25 protein-coding genes are annotated in these 23,879 nt (G+C 33.3%); 21 read left to right on the top strand and 4 right to left on the bottom strand.

Annotation, left to right across the window (positions count from 1 at the left end; translation table 11 throughout):
* Positions 1-58: 58 nt before the first annotated feature.
* From recR to BMZ09_RS07700, 3 genes are all read left to right on the top strand, one after another.
* Positions 59-676, top strand: a complete 618-nt coding sequence (gene recR, locus BMZ09_RS07690) for a recombination mediator RecR (protein ID WP_090839503.1) — start codon at positions 59-61, stop codon at positions 674-676.
* Positions 677-682: 6 nt separating this feature from the next.
* Positions 683-1,780, top strand: coding sequence for a glycosyltransferase family 2 protein (locus BMZ09_RS07695; protein ID WP_090839157.1), 1,098 nt, complete (start codon positions 683-685; stop codon positions 1,778-1,780).
* Between the two features lie 94 nt (positions 1,781-1,874).
* Complete coding sequence (locus tag BMZ09_RS07700) at positions 1,875-3,179, top strand: dihydrolipoamide acetyltransferase family protein (RefSeq protein WP_090839159.1); 1,305 nt, start codon at positions 1,875-1,877, stop codon at positions 3,177-3,179.
* 134 nt (positions 3,180-3,313) lie between these two features.
* Here BMZ09_RS07700 and BMZ09_RS07705 read toward each other — a convergent pair whose 3' ends face one another.
* Positions 3,314-3,688, bottom strand: coding sequence for a nuclear transport factor 2 family protein (locus tag BMZ09_RS07705; RefSeq protein ID WP_090839161.1), 375 nt, complete (start codon positions 3,686-3,688; stop codon positions 3,314-3,316).
* 140 nt (positions 3,689-3,828) lie between these two features.
* Positions 3,829-4,467, bottom strand: a complete 639-nt coding sequence (locus tag BMZ09_RS07710; protein ID WP_090839163.1) for a glutaredoxin family protein — start codon at positions 4,465-4,467, stop codon at positions 3,829-3,831.
* A gap of 150 nt (positions 4,468-4,617) precedes the next feature.
* Between BMZ09_RS07710 and BMZ09_RS07715 the strand changes: the two genes are divergently transcribed.
* The 9 genes from BMZ09_RS07715 (at position 4,618) to BMZ09_RS07755 (ending at position 11,238) form a co-directional block, all read left to right on the top strand.
* Positions 4,618-5,391, top strand: coding sequence for a 3'-5' exonuclease (locus tag BMZ09_RS07715; protein WP_090839165.1), 774 nt, complete (start codon positions 4,618-4,620; stop codon positions 5,389-5,391).
* 59 nt (positions 5,392-5,450) lie between these two features.
* Positions 5,451-6,062, top strand: coding sequence for a fumarylacetoacetate hydrolase family protein (locus tag BMZ09_RS07720; RefSeq protein ID WP_090839167.1), 612 nt, complete (start codon positions 5,451-5,453; stop codon positions 6,060-6,062).
* The gene (locus BMZ09_RS07725; protein WP_090839168.1) at positions 6,063-6,404 is read left to right on the top strand and encodes an Hpt domain-containing protein; all 342 of its coding nucleotides are present in this window, start codon (positions 6,063-6,065) and stop codon (positions 6,402-6,404) included. It abuts the gene before it with no gap.
* Entirely contained in the window at positions 6,404-7,654 is a 1,251-nt protein-coding gene (locus BMZ09_RS07730) for a competence/damage-inducible protein A (RefSeq protein ID WP_090839170.1), read from the top strand. Before BMZ09_RS07725 ends, BMZ09_RS07730 begins: the two co-directional genes overlap by 1 nt.
* Positions 7,655-7,735: 81 nt before the next feature.
* On the top strand, positions 7,736-7,972 hold the full coding sequence (gene rpmB / locus BMZ09_RS07735; protein ID WP_090839172.1) for a 50S ribosomal protein L28: 237 nt from the start codon (positions 7,736-7,738) through the stop codon (positions 7,970-7,972).
* Positions 7,973-7,999: 27 nt separating this feature from the next.
* Positions 8,000-8,182: a 50S ribosomal protein L33 gene (gene rpmG / locus BMZ09_RS07740; RefSeq protein WP_055435478.1), complete on the top strand. Its 183-nt coding sequence runs from the start codon at positions 8,000-8,002 to the stop codon at positions 8,180-8,182.
* Between the two features lie 37 nt (positions 8,183-8,219).
* Positions 8,220-8,372 carry a DUF4295 domain-containing protein gene (locus BMZ09_RS07745; RefSeq protein WP_090839173.1) on the top strand — a complete coding sequence of 51 codons (153 nt, stop codon included), beginning with the start codon at positions 8,220-8,222 and terminating at the stop codon, positions 8,370-8,372.
* Positions 8,373-8,539: 167 nt separating this feature from the next.
* The gene (ftsY, locus tag BMZ09_RS07750) at positions 8,540-9,514 is read left to right on the top strand and encodes a signal recognition particle-docking protein FtsY (RefSeq protein ID WP_090839174.1); all 975 of its coding nucleotides are present in this window, start codon (positions 8,540-8,542) and stop codon (positions 9,512-9,514) included.
* 71 nt (positions 9,515-9,585) lie between these two features.
* Complete coding sequence (locus BMZ09_RS07755) at positions 9,586-11,238, top strand: amidase family protein (RefSeq protein WP_090839176.1); 1,653 nt, start codon at positions 9,586-9,588, stop codon at positions 11,236-11,238.
* Here the strand turns inward: BMZ09_RS07755 and BMZ09_RS07760 are convergent.
* Entirely contained in the window at positions 11,235-12,311 is a 1,077-nt protein-coding gene (locus tag BMZ09_RS07760; RefSeq protein WP_090839178.1) for a serine hydrolase domain-containing protein, read from the bottom strand. The genes BMZ09_RS07755 and BMZ09_RS07760 overlap by 4 nt on opposite strands.
* A 94-nt stretch (positions 12,312-12,405) precedes the next feature.
* Between BMZ09_RS07760 and rimO the strand changes: the two genes are divergently transcribed.
* The 3 genes from rimO to BMZ09_RS07775 all read left to right on the top strand — a co-directional run bounded on the left by rimO (position 12,406) and on the right by BMZ09_RS07775 (position 14,958).
* Entirely contained in the window at positions 12,406-13,710 is a 1,305-nt protein-coding gene (gene rimO / locus BMZ09_RS07765; RefSeq protein ID WP_090839180.1) for a 30S ribosomal protein S12 methylthiotransferase RimO, read from the top strand.
* 129 nt (positions 13,711-13,839) lie between these two features.
* Positions 13,840-14,322 (top strand): DUF4878 domain-containing protein, encoded by a 483-nt coding sequence (locus tag BMZ09_RS07770; RefSeq protein WP_090839182.1) that lies wholly within the window; start codon positions 13,840-13,842, stop codon positions 14,320-14,322.
* Complete coding sequence (locus BMZ09_RS07775; protein WP_090839184.1) at positions 14,323-14,958, top strand: YiiX/YebB-like N1pC/P60 family cysteine hydrolase; 636 nt, start codon at positions 14,323-14,325, stop codon at positions 14,956-14,958.
* An 11-nt stretch (positions 14,959-14,969) separates the two neighbouring features.
* Here BMZ09_RS07775 and BMZ09_RS07780 read toward each other — a convergent pair whose 3' ends face one another.
* Complete coding sequence (locus BMZ09_RS07780; RefSeq protein ID WP_090839186.1) at positions 14,970-16,223, bottom strand: carboxypeptidase-like regulatory domain-containing protein; 1,254 nt, start codon at positions 16,221-16,223, stop codon at positions 14,970-14,972.
* Between the two features lie 132 nt (positions 16,224-16,355).
* Between BMZ09_RS07780 and bshC the strand changes: the two genes are divergently transcribed.
* From bshC to BMZ09_RS07810, 6 genes are all read left to right on the top strand, one after another.
* Positions 16,356-17,957: a bacillithiol biosynthesis cysteine-adding enzyme BshC gene (bshC, locus tag BMZ09_RS07785; protein WP_090839188.1), complete on the top strand. Its 1,602-nt coding sequence runs from the start codon at positions 16,356-16,358 to the stop codon at positions 17,955-17,957.
* A 3-nt stretch (positions 17,958-17,960) separates the two neighbouring features.
* Positions 17,961-19,334 (top strand): pyridoxal phosphate-dependent decarboxylase family protein, encoded by a 1,374-nt coding sequence (locus BMZ09_RS07790; RefSeq protein WP_090839190.1) that lies wholly within the window; start codon positions 17,961-17,963, stop codon positions 19,332-19,334.
* 80 nt (positions 19,335-19,414) lie between these two features.
* On the top strand, positions 19,415-20,947 hold the full coding sequence (gene guaA, locus BMZ09_RS07795; RefSeq protein ID WP_090839192.1) for a glutamine-hydrolyzing GMP synthase: 1,533 nt from the start codon (positions 19,415-19,417) through the stop codon (positions 20,945-20,947).
* A gap of 146 nt (positions 20,948-21,093) precedes the next feature.
* Entirely contained in the window at positions 21,094-23,043 is a 1,950-nt protein-coding gene (locus BMZ09_RS07800; RefSeq protein WP_090839194.1) for a PBP1 and LysM peptidoglycan-binding domain-containing protein, read from the top strand.
* 50 nt (positions 23,044-23,093) lie between these two features.
* Positions 23,094-23,621 carry a DUF922 domain-containing protein gene (locus BMZ09_RS07805; protein WP_245741115.1) on the top strand — a complete coding sequence of 176 codons (528 nt, stop codon included), beginning with the start codon at positions 23,094-23,096 and terminating at the stop codon, positions 23,619-23,621.
* Positions 23,621-23,863 (top strand): DUF3820 family protein, encoded by a 243-nt coding sequence (locus BMZ09_RS07810; RefSeq protein WP_262496855.1) that lies wholly within the window; start codon positions 23,621-23,623, stop codon positions 23,861-23,863. Before BMZ09_RS07805 ends, BMZ09_RS07810 begins: the two co-directional genes overlap by 1 nt.
* Positions 23,864-23,879: the final 16 nt, after the last annotated feature.

Below are 23,879 nucleotides of genomic sequence, written 5' to 3' on the forward strand. Positions count from 1 at the left end.
CATAATTAGACTTAAAATAAATGCTAAAAGTAATAGCAAAAGCATTAATTTTGCAGTTATGGAATTTTCTTCAAAACTTCTTGAAAACGCAGTTAACGAAATCTCGCAACTGCCAGGTATTGGTAAACGTACAGCATTGCGTTTAGCGTTACATTTATTACGCCAGCCTAAAGCGCATACACATGGGTTAAGTCATGCTTTAAATACCATGGTTAACGATTTAAAGGTATGTAAATCTTGTAATAATATTAGTGATAACGAGCTGTGTGATATTTGCTCAAACCCATTGCGTAAAGCAGATGTTATTTGCGTGGTCGAAGACATTAGAGATGTAATGGCTATTGAGAATACAGCGTCGCATAAAGGACTATATCACGTTTTAGGCGGAAAAATATCGCCAATGGACGGTGTGGGACCTCACGATTTAAATATTGTTAGCCTAGTACAAAAAGTAAGAGAAGGTCAAATTAAAGAGCTTATTTTTGCATTAAGTCCAACGATGGAGGGTGATACAACAAACTTTTATATCTATAAACAAATTAAAGATTTTAGCATAGAAACATCAACTATTGCTAGAGGGATATCTGTTGGTGACGAGTTAGAATATGCTGACGAAATTACCTTAGGACGTAGTATCTTAAACCGAATTCCATTTGAATCTTCATTAAAGTTATAAGCATTAATGAAGCTATCCATAATTATATTAAATTATAACGTGCACTATTTTTTAGAGCTGTGTTTGCAAAGTGTATCAGCTGCAATTACAAATCTAGAAGCAGAGATTATTGTCGTAGATAATAACTCTTCAGATCAAAGTTGCGCTATGGTTAAGCAAAAGTTTCCTAATGTAATACTGATTCAGAATAAGGAAAATTTAGGTTTTTCAAAAGGGAATAATATGGGTGTACAGCAAGCTAAAGGGCAGTTTTTGTGTATTCTAAATCCCGATACAGTGGTTCCTGAAGATTGTTTTGAGCAGTTATTTGAGTTTTCAAAAATTAAAAACGATTTAGGATTGTTTGCTTGCAGATTAGTGGATGGTACAGGTTGCTTTTTACCAGAAAGTAAGCGTCAAATTCCAACACCCAAAGTGGCAATAAAAAAGGTGTTTGGATTTGATAAATCGTATTATGTATCCGATTTAAAACCAAATACGTCAGGTATAGTGCCTGTTTTTGTAGGTGCTTTTATGATGTTAGAAAAACAAATTTACCAACAGGTTGGTGGATTTGACGAAGACTATTTTATGTACGGAGAGGATATTGATTTGTCCTATAAAGTCGTAAAAGCTGGTTTTGATAACATGTATTATGGTCCGATAAAAGTCATTCATTTTAAAGGCGAAAGCACATTAAAAGATGCCAATTACTCCCAACGTTTTTATGGTGCGATGCAAATCTTTTATAAAAAGCATTTTAAACGTAATGTAGTATTTGATGCTGCAGTTTGGGTTGGTATTAAAGCAGCTAAACATTTAAATAATAACGCTTTCGCGGAAATAAAGCCGGTTAGAAATCACACTATAGTATCTGATAAAAACTATCCTGAGTTAGAAAATAAAATAGCGAAACCACTTAATAAAGTATCAGAATTATCAAAAACAGAAGCAGATACACAGGTTATCTTAGATGCTAACTATTTAAGTTTTAAAACAATTATTGAAACGATAATAAATTCTGAAAAAAATAAAAATATAAGCTTTAGAATTCTTCCAAAAAACTCTAATTTTATCCTCGGAAGCGATTCATCAAAAAGCAGAGGCGAAGTGCTTCACTTTTAAAACGTTGCAAAATGATGCATAATAAGTAGTAAAAACGCTTATTATTTATTAATTTTGCAATTCAATACATTAAAAAGACTAGTAAATTATTAATATGGCAAGATTTGAACTTAAGTTACCTAAGATGGGAGAAAGCGTTGCTGAAGCAACAATTACTTCATGGTTAAAAGAGGTTGGAGATACTATTGAATCGGATGAAGCAGTTTTAGAAATTGCAACAGACAAAGTAGATAGTGAAGTACCAAGTGAAGTTGATGGCGTTTTAGTTGAAAAACTATTTAACGTGGACGATGTAGTGCAAGTTGGTCAAACCATAGCAATAATTGAAACTGATGGTGATGCTGGTACAACAACCGAAGCACCTAAGGCTGAAGCTAAACCTGAGGCAGCAGTTGCAGCACAGGAAGTATCTAAAACAATGGAAGCAGCTAAAGTCACTACGGAAGCGATTGCTTCTAGTGATGAGCGTTTTTATTCGCCTTTAGTAAAAAATATGGCTAAAGCAGAAGGTATCGCTCAAGCAGAGTTAGATACTATTACTGGAACAGGTAAAGATGGTCGTGTTACTAAAAACGATATGATTACTTATCTAAAAGATAGAAGTGGTCAACCTGCAAAAGCAGTTGCAGCACCAAGCGCTCCAGCAGCTAAAGCAGCGCCAAAAGCAGCAGCGCCAATTGCTGTGTCTGAAGGAGATGAGATTATAGAATTAACTAGAATGGGAAAAATGATTTCTCATCACATGGTACAATCTGTTCAAACTAGTGCACATGTACAAAGTTTTATAGAAGCAGATGTTACTAATATTTGGAATTGGCGTAAAAAAGTTAAAGATGGTTTCGCAAAACGCGAAGGTCAAAACTTAACATTTACACCAATATTTATGGAAGCTATTGCTAAGGCATTACGTGAGTTTCCAATGATGAATATCTCTTTACAGGGTGATACTATCATTAAAAAGAAAAACATTAACCTAGGTATGGCTGCAGCTTTACCAGATGGTAACTTAATTGTACCTGTTATTAAAAATGCGGATCAACTTAACTTAGTTGGTATGACTAAAGCGGTTAACGATTTAGCCGGACGTGCAAGAGATGGTAAGTTGTCTCCAGATGATGTACAAGGTGGTACATATACAGTAACTAACGTAGGGACGTTTGGAAGTATCATGGGGACACCAATTATTAATCAACCACAAGTTGGTATTCTTGCTTTAGGTGCAATACGTAAAGTACCTGCGGTAATCGAAACACCTGATGGCGATTTTATTGGTATCCGTTACAAAATGTATTTATCACACAGTTATGACCATCGAGTTGTAAACGGTGCGTTAGGTGGTCAGTTTGTAAAAGCAGTTAAGGATTACTTAGAAGCTTGGGACAAAAACAGAGAAATCTAAAACCTTTTATTGATATTTAGAGCGTAGCGAAGCATATCAGATATTAGAAATAAATAGTATAATACTAAAAAAGCACAATCTTAAGATTGTGCTTTTTTTTATGTGTTGTATTTAAATAATATATTCAGTAAGTATTAATACATGGTATTCTTGTTGGCAGATTGTTTTGGTATTTGCTGTATGGAATCCCAATGTTCTATAATTTTTGCATCTTTATCAAATCTAAAAAAATCCATAGTAACATATTGATCGTTGTCTGGCCAAACCTGATGGGTATGTAAAGCTACCAAATCGTTTTCTGAAATTATACGGACAAATTCTATTGATTTTTTAGGATACTCTTTTTTCATACGTTCAAAGTATGCAATAAAACCTTCAATACCATTAGCTACCGCTGGATTGTGTTGGATGTATTCTTTACCAACATATAATTCTGTTGCCTGTCTAGGGTTTCCTTCATATGCCATTTTGTAAAACGCAACAGCATTTTGTTTCATCTTTTCGTTCATAAGATTAGGTTTTGGTTGTTTTGTTTTCACTTTTAAAAATAAAGGATAGCAATAAATTTATCTAATTTTTTATGAATACTGTCCCAGTAACAACAATCTTTTTATGCTTCTAGGAGTTTGAACAGTCCATATTTTACTTATTAATTAAACCCGTCACGTAATGCCTGAATAAAGCTTTCTAGACTGTCAATGTCATTGTAAAGTTTGTCATCAATTTTCATGATCGGAATTTTATTGAAATCGCTTTTTGGCTTTATAGCTTTAAATTCTTTTATAATCTTATTATAGTTTGTTGTGTCTTTGTCCAAGTTGTATTCAGTATAACTAATCTTATTTTTGGTTAAAATATGTTTTGCATCTGGGCAGATGCTACAATCATCCTGCGTGTATAAAATGACAGATTTATTGTTTATTTCTTTGTCTAATTTAAAGTCAATAATCTCAAAGTCTTTGTCTATTTCTAAAGCGTAAGAGACTTCGTTGACCACTAGTGTATACGTGTATTTACCTTCTTTACCGTTTAGTTTTACCATGGTTAAAACACGAACGCGGCTGTTTCCTTTTATTGTTTGTAAAATAGGGCGTTCGCTACTGCGTCTAAAATCATTGGTGTCCACCTTTAAAAAGATGTCGTAAGATATAGAGTCTGTGTTTTCTATATAAATCTCATAGCGCTTGCCTTTAATTTCTTCTTGCAATTTAACATGCTTATGTTCGTTTTGTCCAAAAGCAGTTAGCGATAGTAAAGTAATAAATAGTAGTGTAAGGTTTCTTATCATTTTTTAAAAGTATTACAAAGTAAAAGTAACAGATTAGAATTATATTTGCACAAACCGTACCGAAAATTGTTTGTATTAAGTAAAATGCAGGTCATACTGCTTTTATTGTCTTTAATATGCTCAATTTTGGATGTAAACCAAAAAATAAATATGTCTTTAAACTTAACCAAGCCCATCTGTTTTTTCGATTTAGAAACGACTGGAATCAATATAACATCAGACAGAGTCGTAGAGATTTCTATATTAAAAGTGTTTCCAAACGGAAATAAAGAAAGTAAAACATGGCTAGTTAATCCAGAAATGCCAATTCCGGCTTTAGTATCAGCAATACACGGTGTTACTGATGAGAGAGTTGCAAACGAACCTACATTTAAACAATTAGCACCAGAAATTAGTGCAATGATTAAGGATGCTGATTTAGCAGGCTTTAATTCTAACCGGTTTGATATTCCACTTTTAGCAGAAGAAATGTTACGTGCAGATATGGAATTTGATATGAAAGGACGTGTTGCGGTGGATGTGCAAACTATTTTTCATAAAATGGAGCAGCGTACCTTGGGTGCAGCTTATAAGTTTTATTGTGATAAAAGTTTAGAAAACGCACATACTGCAGAAGCAGATACTTTAGCAACTTACGAGGTTTTAAAGGCGCAAGTAGAACGTTATGACGAGTTGGAGAATGATACTAAGTTTTTAGCTGAGTTTAGTTCTAGACGTAAATTTGCTGATTTTGCAGGTTTTTTAAGTTACAATAAAGATGATCAAGAGTTGTTTGCTTTTGGAAAACATAAAGGAAAACTGGTAACAGATGTTTTAGATAAAGAACCTGGGTATTTTGGATGGTTACTAAATGCGGATTTTCCATTATACACTAAAAAAGTATTGACAGCAATTAAGTTAAGAGCCTTAAATAATAAGTTTTAATTTTATTTAATAGTTTTAATCCGAGACAAACTGGCACTGTCTCTAATACATAACAGCATATGAAATTAATTTGCATTGGTCGCAATTATACAGACCATATTAAAGAATTAGAAAACGAAAAACCTACAGATCCAGTAGTGTTTATAAAATCTGATAATGCAATACTTTTAAAAAAGCAACCCTTTTTTATTCCAGATTTTTCAGATGATGTGCATTATGAAGTTGAGGTTTTAGTAAAAATCAATAAGCTTGGAAAACATATAGATAAAAAATTTGCACATAAATACTACGATCAAGTAGGGTTGGGGATAGACTTTACAGCACGTGATGTGCAAAAGCAATTAAAAGATAAAGGGCTACCTTGGGAAAAGGCAAAATCTTTTGATGGAGCAGCAGTAATAGGTAAGTGGATTGATAAGACAGAATTTTCTGACGTAGATAGTCTTAATTTTAGATTAGAAAAAAATTCTGAGGTCGTTCAAAGTGCAAATACCAACTTAATGTTGTGGAAAATCGACGAATTAATAGAATATGTATCAAAATATTTTACTTTAAAGATAGGAGATATTATATTTACGGGAACACCGGCAGGCGTTGGTAAGGTAATTGCTAATGATAAACTAAAAGGTTTTCTTGAGGATAGAGAGTTATTCTCAATAAATGTGAAATAAATGGAAAAACATTACAAATTACATAGGCTTAAAGAGTTAGCAGATAACGATCAAGAATTTTTATTTGCTTTAGCTTCTACTTTTATAGAAGAAGTGCCAGCGGATGCAGAAATATTAAAGGTAGCAGTAGAAAATGAAAATTATCTATTAACCTATCAGACGGCTCATAAAATGAAACCAACAGTAGACATGTTTGAGTTGGGAATATTAGACGACTTAATCGTAGTACAAGATTGGGGTAAGCTAGAGCAAAAGGATAAAAATATTACTGCACAATTAAATAGTGTTTTGGCTGCAATTGATAGAGCAACTAAAGAGATTATTCAAGATTTTAAATTATAATGCAAGCAGAAATAATTACTATTGGAGATGAGATACTGATAGGTCAAATAGTAGACACAAACTCTGCTTTTATAGGTAAAGCGCTAAACTCCATTGGTGTTTCAGTATATCAAATTACATCCATACAAGATGATAAAGCACATCTGTTAAAAGCATTTGCTGAAGCAGAAAAAAATGCGGATATTATTATAATTACTGGAGGTTTAGGACCTACAAAGGATGATATTACAAAGCACACGTTAGCCGAATATTTTAATGATACTCTAATTCAAGACGACGCTGTTTTAAAACATGTAGAGCAGCTGTTTAAAAAGTATATCAATCAGCCTATCTCGGATGTAAATAAAAAACAAGCCTTAGTCCCTTCAAAAGCAAAAGTACTAACCAATAGGTTTGGAACAGCGCCCGGAATGTGGATTGAAAAAGGTGACAAAACGTTTATATCATTACCAGGAGTACCCTACGAGATGAAATCTTTAATCGAGTTGGAGGTGCTACCTAAATTAGCCGAAAAATACAAACGCCCTTTTATAATACACAAAACACTTTTAACCTATGGTTTAGGTGAAAGTGTAGTTGCGGAGCGTATAGAGGCTATTGAAGATGGTTTGCCAAAACATATTAAACTAGCGTATTTACCTGCTTTAGGAAGCGTTAGATTGCGTTTGTCAGGTATTGGAGAGGATGAAGCTAAGTTAGAACAAGAGATCCAGATAGAAATAGTTAAAATACTGCCATTAATACAAGATATTTTTGTCGGTTATCAAGATAATACCGAAGGCTTAGAATTAATTATTTCTAAACAATTAACACAAAAAGGACAAACTTTGGCATTAGCAGAAAGTTGTACGGGTGGAAAATTGGCGGAACAATTTACATCACATTCTGGAGCATCTGCATTTTTTAAAGGTGCAATTGTCAGTTATGCTACGCAGACTAAAATTGACGTTTTGGAATTGCCTGAGGATTTAATAAATCGCTTTTCGGTGGTTAGTTCTGAGGTTGCGAAAGCTATGGCGACCAATGTTAGAAAAAAAATGAATTCGGATTTTGCAATTGCCACAACCGGTAATGCAGGACCAACAAAAGGAGATAGTGATGCAGAGGTTGGAACCGTTTTTATAGCTATAGCTACAAAAAACGGAGTTGAAGCTCATGAATTTACGATGGGAAATCATCGTGAACGCGTCATAAATAAAACAGTAAATAAGGCTTTAGAGTTGCTTCAAAAAGAAATTTTTAAAAATTAATTATTTAGCTCTTGTAAAATAGTAAATAATTAGTATCTTTGCACCTCGATTTTTAATAACATATTTTAAAGTTATAAAGTAATGTCAAGAGTTTGTGAACTTACAGGAAAGAAGGCAATGGTTGGAAACAACGTGTCTCACGCAAAGAATAGAACTAAGCGTACATTTGATGCTAATTTGATTAAAAAACGTTTTTATATTCCTGAAGAAGATAAGTGGGTAACTTTAAAAATATCTACATCAGCGTTAAAAACTATTAATAAAATCGGTATCTCTGCTACATTAAAAAGAGCAAGAGCTAACGGATTTGTAAAATAATTGCCCAAAAGGTAAAGTATAATAATTATGGCAAAGAGAGGTAATAGAGTACAAGTAATATTAGAGTGCACAGAGCACAAGGAGTCTGGACAGCCAGGAACGTCTCGTTATATTACAACGAAGAACAAAAAGAACACTCCAGATAGAATGGAAATTAAGAAATTCAATCCTATCTTGAAGAAAATGACCGTTCATAAAGAAATTAAATAATATTCTTTTTAATAAGAATACTAAAACCATATAAGTCATGGCAAAGAAAACCGTAGCATCTTTACAGACATCGTCTAAAAGATTATCAAAAGCAATTAAAATGGTAAAGTCTCCTAAAACTGGAGCTTACATGTTTGTTGAATCAATCATGTCACCAGAATTTGTTAGCGATTTTATGAAAGACAAATAGTCTTCATAAATTTATAATATACAAAAGCTACTTTCTATTAGGAAGTAGCTTTTTTGTTTTTAAAATATTGCGTTACTTTACAGTGTAAAACTATGACAATGTAGCAGTCATTTAATTTAGGCTTTATAATTGTATTACGTCAACCAATAAAAACCAATAAAAAACAAATGAGTTTTTTTAAAAAAATATTTTCTTCAGAGAAAAAGGAAACCTTAGATAAAGGTTTAGAAAAATCAAGTACTAGCTTTTTAGGAAAGCTAAGTAAAGCAGTTGCTGGAAAGTCAAAAGTTGATGATGCTGTTTTAGATAATCTTGAAGAAGTTTTAGTGTCAAGTGATGTTGGTGTAAATACAACATTAAAAATTATTGAGCGTATTGAAGCTAGAGTATCTAAAGATAAATATTTAGGAACTGACGAACTTAACAGAATTTTACGTGAAGAGATTGCTGGCTTATTGTCAGAAATTGACGCTGGAGAAGATACAGAATATAAAATACCAGTTTTACCAAAGCAAGCAGACGGTAGTAAAACACCTTATGTTTTAATGGTGGTTGGTGTTAATGGGGTTGGTAAAACAACGACAATTGGTAAATTAGCATATCAATTTAAAAAACAAGGTTTAAGTGTTGTTCTTGGTGCTGCAGATACGTTTAGAGCAGCTGCAATAGACCAATTGCAAGTATGGGCAGACCGTGTAGATGTGCCAATGGTAAGACAAGATATGGGATCAGATCCTGCATCTGTTGCTTTTGATGCGTTGGAATCTGGTGTTACTCAAAATGCCGATGTTATTATTATTGATACCGCTGGACGTTTACACAATAAGATTAATTTAATGAACGAGTTAACAAAAGTTAAACGTGTCATGCAAAAAGTGATTGGAGACGCGCCTCACGATGTTTTATTAGTTTTAGATGGTAGTACGGGTCAAAATGCATTTGAACAGGCTAAACAATTTACAGTAGCTACAGAGGTAACTAGTTTGGCAGTAACAAAGTTAGACGGTACGGCAAAAGGTGGTGTTGTTATTGGTATTAGTGACCAATTTCAAATCCCTGTTAAATATATTGGTGTTGGAGAAGGTATTGAAGACTTACAAGTGTTTAATAAATTTGAGTTTGTAGATTCTTTCTTTAAATAAAATCATCCAACTTTTTTATAATCGAAAGGAGAGCGTTATGCTCTCCTTTTTGTATTTTTAATAAAAAAAATATGAAAATTTTAAAAGCCCTCTTTTTATTATTAATCATAGTTGGTTGTAAAGACGCAGCAACTTCTAAAGTAGAAAAGGCAAATAATAGTGACACTATTGATAGCGCTACAAAAGAGTTTAGAGAATTTAAAGTTTTGGATTCTAAATATTTGACCAATATTCAGATTTGGGAAGCGTTAAATAAAGGTTTAGAAGATTTTACTGAAGCAAAGTATAATGCTTTAAAACCGTTAGTTTTAGAAAAAGATATTCCTACACTACAAGGCTATATTTTAGACGGAAATCTAACTTATGAAAGTTTAACCAAATTTTATTTATTCAGAATTAGAAAATATGATAGAGAAAATAACTTGTCTCTAAATGCTGTTATAGCTATTAATCCAAATAGTATAAAAGAGGCTAAATTAAGGGACGAGGCTTTACGTAATAGGGATGTTGTTGCTGAGGATTTAAAATATTCGGTATACGGAATGCCTATTCTTCTTAAAGATAATATTAATACTTCAGAAATGGCTACTACAGCGGGAGCAGTGGCACTTCAAAACAATAATACAAAAGATGCTTTTATAGTTTCTAAACTTAAAGCACAAGGCGCCTTAATTTTAGGTAAAGCAAATTTAAGCGAATGGGCTTATTTTTTCTGTGGGGATTGTCCAAGTGGTTATAGCGCAATAGGAGGTCAAACGTTAAATCCTTACGGTCGTAAAACTATTGATACAGGAGGTTCTAGTTCTGGAAGTGCAGTGGCAGTGGCAGCTAATTTTTGTGTAGCTGCAATTGGTAGTGAAACGTCAGGCTCCATACTTTCTCCATCTAGCCAGAATTCGGTTGTTGGTTTAAAGCCAAAAATAGGATTAGTTAGTCGTGCTGGTATTATTCCAATTTCATCTACATTAGATACTGCTGGTCCAATTGCTAAAAACGTTATGGATGCATCTATTGTTTTGGATGCTATTTATGGTTATGATGCACAAGATTCAAAATCGTTTAAATCAAACAATCAAAAAGGAGGTGCTGTTAATTATACAAAATTTAAATTCGCATCACTACGAGGGAAGACATTTGGAGCTTTCAAAGGTTTGCTTGAAGATTCATTATACGTTAAAGCAATAGCTGATTTAAAATCACAAGGCGCAACGATTATAGAGTTTGAACCTAAAGATTACCAACTGCCAGATTTTTTAAGACTACTTAATTTAGATATGAAAAAAGACCTGCCAGAATATTTTTCTAAATATGGAGATCCTTCATTAGGTTTAAAATCTGTGGAGGATGTTATGGTATTCAATTTAAAAGATTCAATAAATAGTATGCCTTATGGTCAAAGTTTATTTGAAGGTATAGTAGCAGATAAAGCTACAAACGAAGAATTTTTAGAAATTAAAAAACAGCTAAAAATTAATGGATCGCTGTATTTTTATTTTGCCAAAAAACAACACAACTTAGATGCTTTTTTATCTATCAATAATTATCATGCTGGATTTGCTGCTGTAGCAGAAATTCCTGCAATTACAATCCCTATGGGATATTCAACAACCAGAGAACCAAAAGGATTAACAATAATAGGCGATTCTGAAAAAGAAATATTGGAATATGCATATTTGTATGAGCAAGCTTCAAAAAAGAGAGTCGCACCACTAAAATACGACTAATCTATAACGTTATTTATCTGCTCCCAAAGCAAATTATCATAGTTTGATAGCGCAAAATTAGCATCATTTGCTGCGTTTCCCATTCTAATTATAACTAGGTCTTTACTAGGTGCGATGTATATTTTTTGATCATTTTTACCTAATGCACAATACATGTCACTAGGTGCGTTTGGTATTAATGTTCCGGAAAAAGCGACTTGAGTTTGTGGTAAATTAAAGCTGTCCTTACCATTCAGCCACCATAAGTAACCGTAAGCTGGATTGATATTTTGAGATGTATTGGTGGCTTCATTTAAAAATGATTCAGATAATATTGCAGTGTCATTCCAATGTCCGTTAGCGTATATTAATAATCCAAATCGCGCCATACTTCGACTAGTGCTCCAATATATGTTTAAATCCTCGTTAGTAATCCATGTACCAGTCATACCAATGGGGTCTTTTAAGTTTTCATTAAAATAAGTGTTCCAAGTTTGATTGCTAGCTTGGGCTACAACATCCTGTAGTTTTAGATAAACATTGTGGTAGGCCCATCGTGTGCCAGCGTCTGCTAAGTACTGTAAATTAGTTGTGGTAATAGCGTCGCCTAATGTGTCATCTAAACCAGAATCCATGGATAAAAGGTTTTTATTGGTTATTAGATTTTCTTGTTCTTGGGTAGTACTAGTCCATCCTAAACCTAGAAAATCAGATACCCTTTGGTTAATATCAAGTAAACCTTGGTCTTGTGCGATGCCGGTAACGGTAGCTGTTAATGTTTTTCCTGCGCTTGCCCAATACCATGGACTGTTGGCTGTGTGATCATTAAAATATTGCTCGTAAGCTATTTTTCCTTTGTGTAAGATTATAAAAGACTTCGTATTGGTTTCGTTTAAAAAGATAGTTAATTCGTCAAGACTATCGCTATTCCAGTTTAGTTCATTCGAAGAAACGGTATCCCAGTTATTTGAATTTATTGGAGGGAAATAAATAGTATCAATAGAAGGGGTTTCAATAGACACGCTTTCATTTTCCGAAGAACAACCTATAATACTCAGGACAAATACAGTAATAAGTAAAGTGCGTGGTTTCATGGTGTTAGTTTTCTATTTGACTAATATAAATCATAATGGTTTAATATCTGATATATTAAAATTAGATAGTATCTTTGCAGTCCAAAAATGAGGTATGAGAACAAAGTCACTTAAAAAGAACAAAATCAACGTAATAACTTTAGGTTGTAGTAAAAACGTTTACGATAGCGAAGTCCTAATGGGACAATTAAAAGCTAACGGTAAAGAGGTTGTGCATGAAGAAGAAGGTAATGTAGTAGTTATAAATACTTGCGGTTTTATTAATAATGCCAAAGAGGAAAGTGTAAATACTATTTTAGAGTATATGCAGAAAAAGGAAGATGGAGAGGTTGATAAAGTTTTTGTAACAGGTTGTTTAAGTGAAAGATATAAACCAGAATTACAGAAGGATATTCCTAATGTAGATCAGTATTTTGGTACTACAGAATTACCAGGATTACTTAAGGCTTTAGGTGCAGATTATAAACATGAGCTAATTGGTGAGCGTTTAACAACAACACCAAAAAACTATGCCTATTTAAAAATTGCTGAAGGTTGTGATAGACCTTGTAGTTTTTGTGCTATTCCTTTAATGAGAGGTAAACACAAATCGACACCAATTGAAAACTTGGTTATCGAAGCTGAAAAATTAGCAGCTAATGGTGTTAAAGAACTAATCTTAATTGCTCAAGATTTAACATATTACGGTTTAGATATTTATAAGAAAAGAAATCTTGCTGAATTACTTGAAAACTTAGTAAAAGTTGAAGGTATAGAATGGATAAGATTGCATTATGCTTTTCCAACGGGTTTCCCAATGGATGTATTGGACTTAATGAAGCGTGAGCCTAAGATTTGTAATTATTTAGATATTCCATTACAACATATTAGTGACGATTTACTAAAAAGTATGCGTCGTGGAACTACTAAAGAAAAGACGACTAAACTAATACACCAGTTTAGAGCTATAGTTCCAGAAATGACTATTAGAACAACATTAATTGTTGGCTATCCAGGCGAAACTGAAGCACATTTCCAAGAGTTAAAACAATGGGTAAAAGACATGCGTTTTGAACGTTTAGGGTGTTTTACGTATTCTCATGAAGAAAACACACATGCTTACAATTTAGAGGATGACGTACCACAAGACGTTAAGCAAGATAGAGCTAACCAAATTATGGAAATTCAATCTCAGATTTCTTGGGAGTTAAATCAAGAAAAAATAGGAGATACCTTTAAAGTGGTTATAGACCGTAAAGAAGGTACATATTTTGTTGGTCGTACAGAGTTTGATAGTCCTGATGTAGATAATGAAGTGTTAATAGACGCTACTGAAACGTATTTAAAAACGGGAGAGTATTACAACATTAAAATCACAGAAGCTGAAGATTTTGATCTTTACGGTGAATTGGTGAAGTAATAGTTTTATTGAATATTATTAGTTATAAAGTAACTAGTAATGAGCAACTAAGAAGCGGGTTTAAGCTAGTGTCCATTTGGTTATTACTGGTAATACGCTATATTTACATAAACAAAAACCAATCAAATAATGAAAACACAAATTTTTAAAACGTTTCTAGTATCCTGCTTTTTTATGTTAACAGCTTGCGGTGGAGGCGGACCAGAAGGTGCAGCAATTAACTTTTTGGAAGCAATGTATTCAGGAGATTTTGAAACAGCTAAAAAATATGCAACTACAGATACAAAATCGATGTTAACCATGTTAGAGTCGTTTGGAGCTAAAGATCAGTTTGCAGATAAAATGAGCGAAGCAGATATTGATTTTGAAGTTGTAAAGACTAAAATTGATGGTGATAAGGCTGTGTGTACTGTAAAAATGACAAGTAGTCAAGAAGACAGTGACCAAGATATGCCAATGAATCTTGTAAAAGAGGATGGTAAATGGTTAGTTAGCATGGATAAAGAATCTATGAATAAAGAAGGTATGGGGCAACAGAACAAAGAAACAGGTAACCCTGATATGGATGCTGATGATGATGACATGTTTGAAGATAATGAAGCTGCTGAGTAAATGATAAAAACAGCTATTAAAATTATACTAGTTATTAGTGTTGTTTTATTGGCATATAAATTTTTAAAAGACGATTCAAACAGACCGTATGAATCGTCTTTTTTGTATAAATTAAATGCTAACGAAAAATCAAAACTCCAAAGTGGAGACATTATTTTGCGTCGTGGTTATGGCTTAGTCAGCACTATGATATTAAAAATGATGAATGAAGATTATGATGTGACACACCTTGGTATGGTGGTTAGACAAAATGATACTTTAAAGATTGCACATGCTTTATCTAGCAGTGTGTCTAATCAAGATGGTTTAAGATTGCAGGCAATAGATTCTTTTGTTCATAACTCTCATAATCGCACAATATTAGTCACACGTTTAAAAAATATAGATTCAGTAAAACAAGAAAAAATTGTAAATCAAATAGGGTATTACTACAAAAAGCAATTACCCTTTGATCATAGTTTTAATTATAAAGATAGCACAGAGCATTATTGTTCCGAGTTAATTTGGCGTATTTACGAGCATAATCTAAAGATTTTAAAAGTGTCAGATACACTTACCGATGTAGAAAAGTATAATACGCTTAAAACATTTTACGACCCTAATTATTTTGATATCATTATTAATCATCAAGAATAATTAAGTCTAGTTTATCCTCTTTTTAATTGTTTGTCAATTTTATTAATGGCATTTTCAATAGACTTTTCTGGTTCAATAATATTATACTCTCCCCAGAAATTGGGATCAGAAAATCCCGATGCTTGATTTTGTAAAATAGAATTTGGTCTAAGTTTTTTACTTTGTTTTAAAGACAGCTTTGTGTCATCGATATTCCAGTCTGTAATTGCCATTTCGCTTTGTAGGGTGTATTTACTATTAAACCAGCGGTTGTCCCAATTAATTTTAAAGGTCAATAATATGTTACTATATCCAAAGTACCATTTGCCATCTTTTGTTCTGTAATTTACACGATAGGAAGCTTCAGTAGGATAAACGGTAGCTGTCTTTGGTTTTTTTCTAACAAAAAGTTTAGATGCTGCTTCACGATTCTCCACATTTAAATTATAAACAGCACTAGTCAGGGCGTAAGTCGTGGCGTCAATATATAGTTTACCATTGTACATTGGGCTAGTAATGTTCTTTTTCTGCTCAAAATGGATTACATATACCAATCTATTATCAATCTGTGTGTTTTGTCCAAATTTAAAGTTATAATTAACCATGGTATTGTCGTTAAATATATAGGCAGGGTATTTTATCACATCTGTATATAAACTACTAAAAGGGCCTCCTTGTAATTTTAAAGCGATAGTATCAAGTCTAGCATAATCTGTGCTTTTTCTGGCTTTTATTAATGTTATTTCATCATTTTTTTTAGAGTTATAAGCGACTTTATTTATAGATACTACAGCTTCGGATAATGATGCGTTTCTGTTTCGTTTTTTTATGGTTTCACGATAAAAACCAGTCATGTTTACATTCTCCGTAAAATAATTATCCCCTTTTAAATCAAAGGTTTTCTTTACTAGAGCTTCGGCATCTGTAGGTCTAACTAAATCAATTTGGGCAAGTACTGTTGGTGCTTGTGACAAGTAAAACTTGGTGTTATTTTTAAAATCAGATAAAGAAAATTCTAATTTTTGATAACCTAAATATGAAATTGTTACCGTATTTTGAGCTAGATTATCGGGTACTTTAATGCTAAATTCTCCTGCGTTATTAGTAATGGTACTAATGTTAGAGTTGGCTATGGTTAAATCTGCCAATGCAAGGGGTTTATTAGTGTTTTTATCCAAGACTTCACCTTTATATTCTTGCAGGTTTTGTGCAAAACTAAGCACGCAACTGATTAGTATTAGAAAAGTAATAATTGGCTTAAGACTTATATTCGTTAAATATTTCATATTAGAAAGCAATTAGGAGTTAACCCTTATAATTTAATCAAAAACTATCATTTTTCAGTAAGGTTTTATGTTAATTTTAAGACAAACTAAACCCTAAACTGCCTTATCTTTACGCAAGATTCATCTGTAATTATGCCAACACACTGTATTTCATTTAAAGACACTGGATATTTTTCTCAATTAATTTGCGATTATTTAGCGGAAGCGGAAGCGTTAAAACCGTTTTATAATAGATTTCCAAATATTCAGAATTTTAAAGCCCAAATTAAAGAAAAGCAAGAGACGTTTAGTAATGACAATAGAAGTGTATTAGTTAATGCGCTTCAAGAACAATACAAAACACTTGATACGTCAGAAGCTACAAACACTAATATTAAATTATTAGCAGATAGTAAAACATTTACTATTACTACTGGGCATCAACTTAACTTGTTTACTGGTCCTTTATATTTTTTACATAAAATTATTTCGACCATAAATCTGACAAAGGAATTAAAGGTTGCTTATCCAGAGTACAATTTTGTGCCTATTTATTGGATGGCTTCGGAGGATCATGATTTTGAAGAAATCAATTATTTTAATTTCAGAGGAAAAAAAATACGTTGGAATAAAGAGGCGTCAGGAGCAGTTGGAGATTTAGATACAAAAGGTTTAAAAGAGGTATTTGAATTATTTACTAAGGAACTAGGTATTGGTACTAATGCTAAATATTTAAAAGCACTATTTGAAAACGCGTATTTAAAACACGATAATTTAGCTGAAGCCACACATTACTTAGCAAATGGGTTGTTTGGAGAGCAAGGTTTAGTTGTTATTGATGCTAATAAAAAAGCGTTAAAACAACTGTTTATCCCGCAAATAAAAACTGAGTTATTTAATAACACATCTTTTGAAGCTGTAACCAAAACCTCAAAACAGTTAAGTCAAGTTTCCGATAATTATAGCATACAAGTTAACCCAAGAGAGATTAATTTATTTTACATTATAAAGGACGTTAGAGAGCGTATTGTTTTTGAAAACAACACCTATACAGCCTTAAATACAACTGTTGTTTGGAGTAAAGACCAGTTAGAAAAGGAGGTTCAAGATCACCCTGAACGTTTTAGTCCAAACGTTATTATGCGTCCATTATATCAGGAGGTGATATTGCCAAACCTGTGTTATATTGGTGGAGGAGGAGAGTTAGCGTATTGGTTTCAGTTACAAAGTAATTTTGAAGCTAACCACGTGACGTTCCCAATCTTATTACTGCGTAATTCAGTTTTAATAAAAACAAAACAACAAACGGAAAAGCTTGATAAATTAGGTATTTCTGATAAAGATTTATTCTTAAAACGTAATAGTTTTATTAACAAAAAGGTAAGAGAGATTTCAAATATAGATATCGATTTTTCTGAGCAAATTAAACATTTAAAAGCACAGTTTAAAGATTTGTATGCGTTAGCAGAACAAACAGACCAGTCTTTTGTTGGTGCAGTAGCATCTCAAGAAAAGAAACAAATCAATGGGTTAGAGCATTTAGAAAAACGTTTACTTACAGCTCAAAAACGTAAGTTAAAGGATCAAGTGGCCCGCATGACCGCTTTACAATACCAATTGTTTCCAAATTATAGCTTGCAAGAACGAAACACCAATTTTTCAGAATTATATTTAGAATTTGGTTCGGAATTAATACCTCATTTAATTAAAAATTTGAAACCTTTGCAAGGTCAATTTTTAATTGTTGAATTATAAGTTATGCATAAAATAGATTTAGATTTAGTCGAAATGACGCTAGACGTCATGAAATATACCATCGATCGTATTTCAAAAACGGAAGACGTTATAGGTAAACCGCAAAAAGCTGAAACATTAAAAGCGTTAGTCGGAGAAACTGTAACGGATAAAGGTATTGGTGGAGAGACTGCTTTTAATCTATGGAAGCAACATTTAATGCATGCTAACGTAAAAATAGATCACCCACGTCATTTAGCATTTGTACCAGCAGCGCCTACAAGAGCGTCTATTTTATTTGACTTGGTAACATCCGCGTCAAGTATACATGGTGCGTATTGGATGGAAGGTGCAGGAGGGATTTTTTGTGAAAACGAAGCCATGAAATGGATCGTGTCTTTAACAGGATTACCACAAGGTGCCTTTGGTGTTTTTACAAGTGGTGGTACCGCAGCAAACTTATCTGCAATTGTTACTGCACGTGAGTATTGGAGAAGTTTAAACAACGACAATAAAAACAGAAAAGGTTTAATAATCACATCTATCGGCGCCCACTCTTCTATAAAAGCTATGGCTAAAGTGGTTGATGTAGATGTTTTATTAGTAGATACGGAAGACCGTTTAAAAGGTGCTGCATTACAGCAAACTATGGACGGTTTAACAATACACCAGAAAGAACGTTTATTTGCAGTAGTAGCAACAGGAGGAACTACTAATGCAGGTATTATTGACGATTTAGAGGGGATTGCAGCTATTTGCGAGAAGGAACACTTATGGTTGCATGTAGATGCAGCTTATGGTGGAGGTGCATTAGCAGCAGACTCGGTTAGACATTTGTTTAACGGTATTGAAAAAGCAGACAGTATTACAATAGATCCACACAAATGGATGTTCTCTCCGTATGATTGTGGTGCTGTAATATACAAGCAACCAGAATTAGCAAAAAAGGCACATTCGCAAGAAGGATCTTACTTAGATATTTTTAAAGACGAAGGCGCGCACGGTTTTAATCCAACAGATTATCAAATACAATTAACACGTCGTGTACGTGGTTTGCCTTTATGGTTTAGTTTGGCAACACACGGTACGGATAGATATAAACAAGCAGTAGAAAGAGGTCTAGAACTAGCAACCATTGCAGGGCAACTAATTAAAGATATGGATCATGTAGAGTTGGTTAGAGAGCCAAGTTTATCTTGTGTGTTATACAGACGTAAAGGTTGGACTCCGGATGACTATAGAGATTGGACATTTGCTAACCATGATAAAGGGTTTGCATTAGTAACACCAACCAAGTGGAAAGCAGGTCAAAGTTTTGAGACGGTATCTCGTTTTTGTTTTATAAATCCTGATACTACAGAGCAAGATATTAAAGCTATTTTGGAGTCTATGAAATAAGAAAAGTAAATTGTTGAAAAAATAGTAGAAATTTAATAAATCATAAATAGTATTTATCAAAGCAATTACTATTTTTGTGCATGCAACACGACAAAGTACTTATATTAGATTTCGGATCGCAATACACACAACTAATTGCGCGCAGAGTTAGAGAGCTTAACATCTATTCCGAAATACACCCATTTAACAAACCACCAAAAAACGTAGACGATTACAAGGCAGTAATACTTTCTGGTAGTCCAATGTCTGTAAGATCAGAAGATGCTTTTCATCCTGACTTATCAGAGATTAGAGGCAAAAAGCCAATGCTAGCTGTCTGTTACGGTGCACAATATTTAGCACATTTTTCTGGAGGTGAAGTAGCCGAATCAAACACACGCGAATACGGACGTGCCAACTTGAGTTTTGTGGAAGAGGATGCCTTTTTCAAAAACATATCAGTAGGTAGTCAGGTGTGGATGAGTCATAGTGATACTATTAAAAACTTACCAACAAACGGTAAATTATTAGCCAGTACACATGATGTCAAAAATGCGGCTTATAAAATTGAAGGAGAATCTACTTACGCCATTCAATTTCATCCAGAAGTATACCACTCTAAAGATGGTAAACAATTATTAGAAAACTTTTTAGTAGCTATAGCAAATGTAAATCCAGATTGGACACCAAATGCATTTGTACAGGAAACCGTTGACGACCTAAAAGCAAAACTAGGAGACGATAAAGTTGTTCTAGGATTATCAGGTGGAGTAGACTCGTCAGTAGCAGCCATGTTATTACACAAAGCAATAGGTAAAAACCTATACTGCATATTTGTAAATAACGGATTATTACGTAAAAACGAATTCACAGAAGTATTAGAACAATACAAAGGGATGGGCTTAAACGTAAAAGGTGTAGACGCTTCGGCACGCTTTTTGGATGCATTAGCAGGACTGAGCGATCCAGAAAAAAAACGTAAAGCCATAGGTAATGCGTTTATCGAGGTTTTTGACCAAGAAGCAAATCTAATCGAAGATGTAAAATGGTTAGCACAAGGGACAATTTATCCAGATGTGATAGAAAGTGTAAGTGCAACAGGAGGACCAAGTGCAACTATAAAAAGTCATCATAATGTAGGTGGATTACCAGACTACATGAAATTAAAAATTGTAGAGCCACTTCGCGCTTTGTTTAAGGACGAAGTAAGACGTGTTGGTGCAAGTATGGGTATGGACAAAGACCTTTTAGGACGTCATCCTTTTCCAGGACCAGGTTTAGCAATCAGGATTTTAGGAGACATTACAGCTGAGAAAGTACAAATTTTACAAGATGTAGATGCTGTTTTTATTAACGGATTACGCGACGCAGGATTATACGATAAAGTATGGCAAGCAGGTGCTATTTTACTACCTGTAAATAGTGTAGGTGTAATGGGAGACGAGCGTACTTACGAAAAATGTGTAGCACTAAGAGCTGTAGAAAGTACTGATGGTATGACTGCAGACTGGGTAAATTTACCATACGAGTTTTTACAAAAAACAAGTAACGATATAATAAACAAAGTAAAAGGCGTTAACAGGGTAGTTTACGACATAAGTAGTAAGCCACCAGCAACTATAGAGTGGGAATAAAACCTCCTTTTTTAAAAATTTTATAATAAGTTGGGCGTTACCACAAGGGTCGCGTCTTCCATTATATCTTTTTTTTGCCATATATGGCAGCAAAAAAAAGGATGCCATTACAACCGCTAACGCAGTTTGAAACGTATAAATAACATATGAGAAAATTAATATATATCTTAAGCGTAGTCGTAATGTTTGGCTGTGCTTCCGCGAAAGCGCAAAATTACAAAACGCACAAAGTACAAGTTGGAGAAACTATAGAGCAGATTGCGACTAAATACAGCGTGTCTAAATCTCAGATTTATGCTTTAAATCCGGATGCTAGAAAGGCGTTAAGAACTAACTCGGTTTTAATAATTCCAAACGGAACTGTTGTATCAAATACTACAACACTTACAGAGGTTAAAACATTAGATGGTTTTAAAAAGCATAAAGTAAAACGTAAAGAAACGTTATACAGTTTATCTAAAAAGTACAATGTAACGCAAGAGGATATAAAAAAACATAATCCAGATTTATACGCAAATAACTTACGTAAAGGAGATAAAATTCAAATTCCGCTTTACAAAATTACTAAAGAGGAAGTTGCAGTTAAGTCCGCAACAAAAGCACATACAGTTAAACCTAAGGAAGGTAAATGGCGTATTGCTTACCAATACGGTATGACTGTTCAGGCATTAGAGGATTTAAATCCAAATATGGCGGATGTATTACAACCTGGAGATATTATTCTTGTTCCAAATTTAGAGGTGCAAGACGTAAAAGTAATTGACGAAAAATACAGTTATTATACGGTATTAAAGTCAGAAGGGTTTTACAGATTAAAGCTAAAAACGGGGTTGACACAAGAGCAGTTAGAGCAATTAAATCCAGACTTATTAACTGTAGGGTTAAAAGAAGGGATGGTTTTAAAAGTACCTTTTGATGCTAATTTGGTTTCAGAAAATCAAGGAGGCGTAGCTGTAATTTCAGGATCAGAAGGCGTGACGTCTGATTTGACAACACGTAATTTAGATGGGTCAACTAAGCATATTGCAATTATGTTGCCTTTTAAATTGGATGCTATAGATTCTGGTGCAGTATCAGACGCTAAGCAATTAATCAAAAAGGATAGACTAATTAGTACATCGCTAGAATTTTATTCTGGAGTAAAAATAGCATTGGATAGTTTATCTAAATTAGGCATTAACTTAAAGGTTGATGTTTATGATACGGAAAATAGAGAAAGTAAAGTATTATCTATAGTACGTTCAAATAATTTTGATGGCGTACAAGCAGTGATTGGGCCAGTAATGTCAAAAGTGTTTAACACAGCAGCAGCGTCATTAAAAAGTAGAAATATTCCTTTAGTATCACCAATTACAAAAAAGGTAAACTTAATTGATAATGTATTTCAATCTAGACCTGCAGAAAATTTGTTACAGGAAAAATTACTAAGTCATTTTAAAGCCGATAGTACTGCTAATTTTATTATCATTTCTGATATGAAAAATAGAGCAACAGCAAATGCGCTTAAAAAATCATTTCCAAATGCTAAGATGATTTCTTCTAGAAAAGTCACTAAAACAGGAGCTGATGCTTATTACATTATGGAAGACGATGTAAATCTTGCAATAAAGGCAGGTAGAAACGTTGTGTTTTTAGAAACTGCTAATCCAGGATTTATATCTAATGTAACAAGTGTATTAAATTCTAAAATAGATCCAAAAACTAAAAAAGAGATTGTTTTAACAACAACCGATAAAAATAACGCGTTTGAAAGTGATGAGGTCAGTAACATGCACTTGTCTAACTTAAGTTTTACTTACGGGTCTATAAACAAATCTTTTAGTGAGGATGCTAGTAATAGTTTTGCTAAACGTTACCAAGCATTGTATCATGAAACACCAAACGATTATGCGGTTAGAGGATTTGATATAACAATGGATGTGGTATTACGTTTAGTAACCTCAGACGATTTATATCTATCAGCAAATGAGTCGGCATTAACGACTTATGTAGAAAATAAATTTGCTTATAAGAAGAAGTTGTTTGGAGGGTATTATAACGACGCAGTTTATATAGTAAAATACCAAGACTTAAGGATTGTCGAGGTAAAACAATAAAAATCAATCCGGTAACGTTAAATTAATCTATGCTAAAGTATATGTTTCTTATGGTTAGTTTTTTTCTATTGCAAAGTGATGCAATGGAAGAGCTATCTTGGAGCGAACATTACAAGTTATCATGGAAAGATTTTAAGGGACAACCTAATAAGGATACAGATGCTGTTGCAGTAACAGCATCTGGTATTACTTTTAGTTATTCTATTAATAAATATAAACGTACTCAAAAAGTACAAGGTTTTAAAACATTAGTTAAGGCCTTTTTCTATCCAGAACATTCTTGGTGTAAGTCTGATCAAGTCGATATACATGTTTTAGGACACGAGCAATTGCACTTTGATATCACAGAGTTGCATGCAAGGCTATTTAGACAACGTATAGCAAATGTTAAACTACACGAAGATTTAGCACAAACACTTCAAGATATGCATGCAAAAATAGAAGCAGACTTAATGGCTATGCAAAATGCATACGATACGGAAAGCGAATATTCTATTGATGTCAAAGGACAAGAAAAATGGCAGGATAGTATTACTAAGCGTTTAAAATCTGTATCACAATTTAAATCTAAAGGGTAGTGCAACAAGTTGAACCTGACAAAGAGTTTCTAATTAAATTGGCACACACTAAAATGCCATTTGGAAAATACAAAGACCGATTTTTAATAGACTTACCAGAGCATTACGTGGTTTGGTATCATAGCAAAGGGTTTCCAAAAGGGAAGCTAGGAGAGATGCTAGACACTATTTATACCGTTAAACTTAATGGTTTGGAAGATCTAATTAGAAATATTAAAAAACAGTATCCAAAACCGAGGTAAAGACTCCTTTTTAAGT

The organism is Olleya namhaensis, assembly GCF_900114005.1.
GTDB lineage: Bacteria > Bacteroidota > Bacteroidia > Flavobacteriales > Flavobacteriaceae > Olleya > Olleya namhaensis.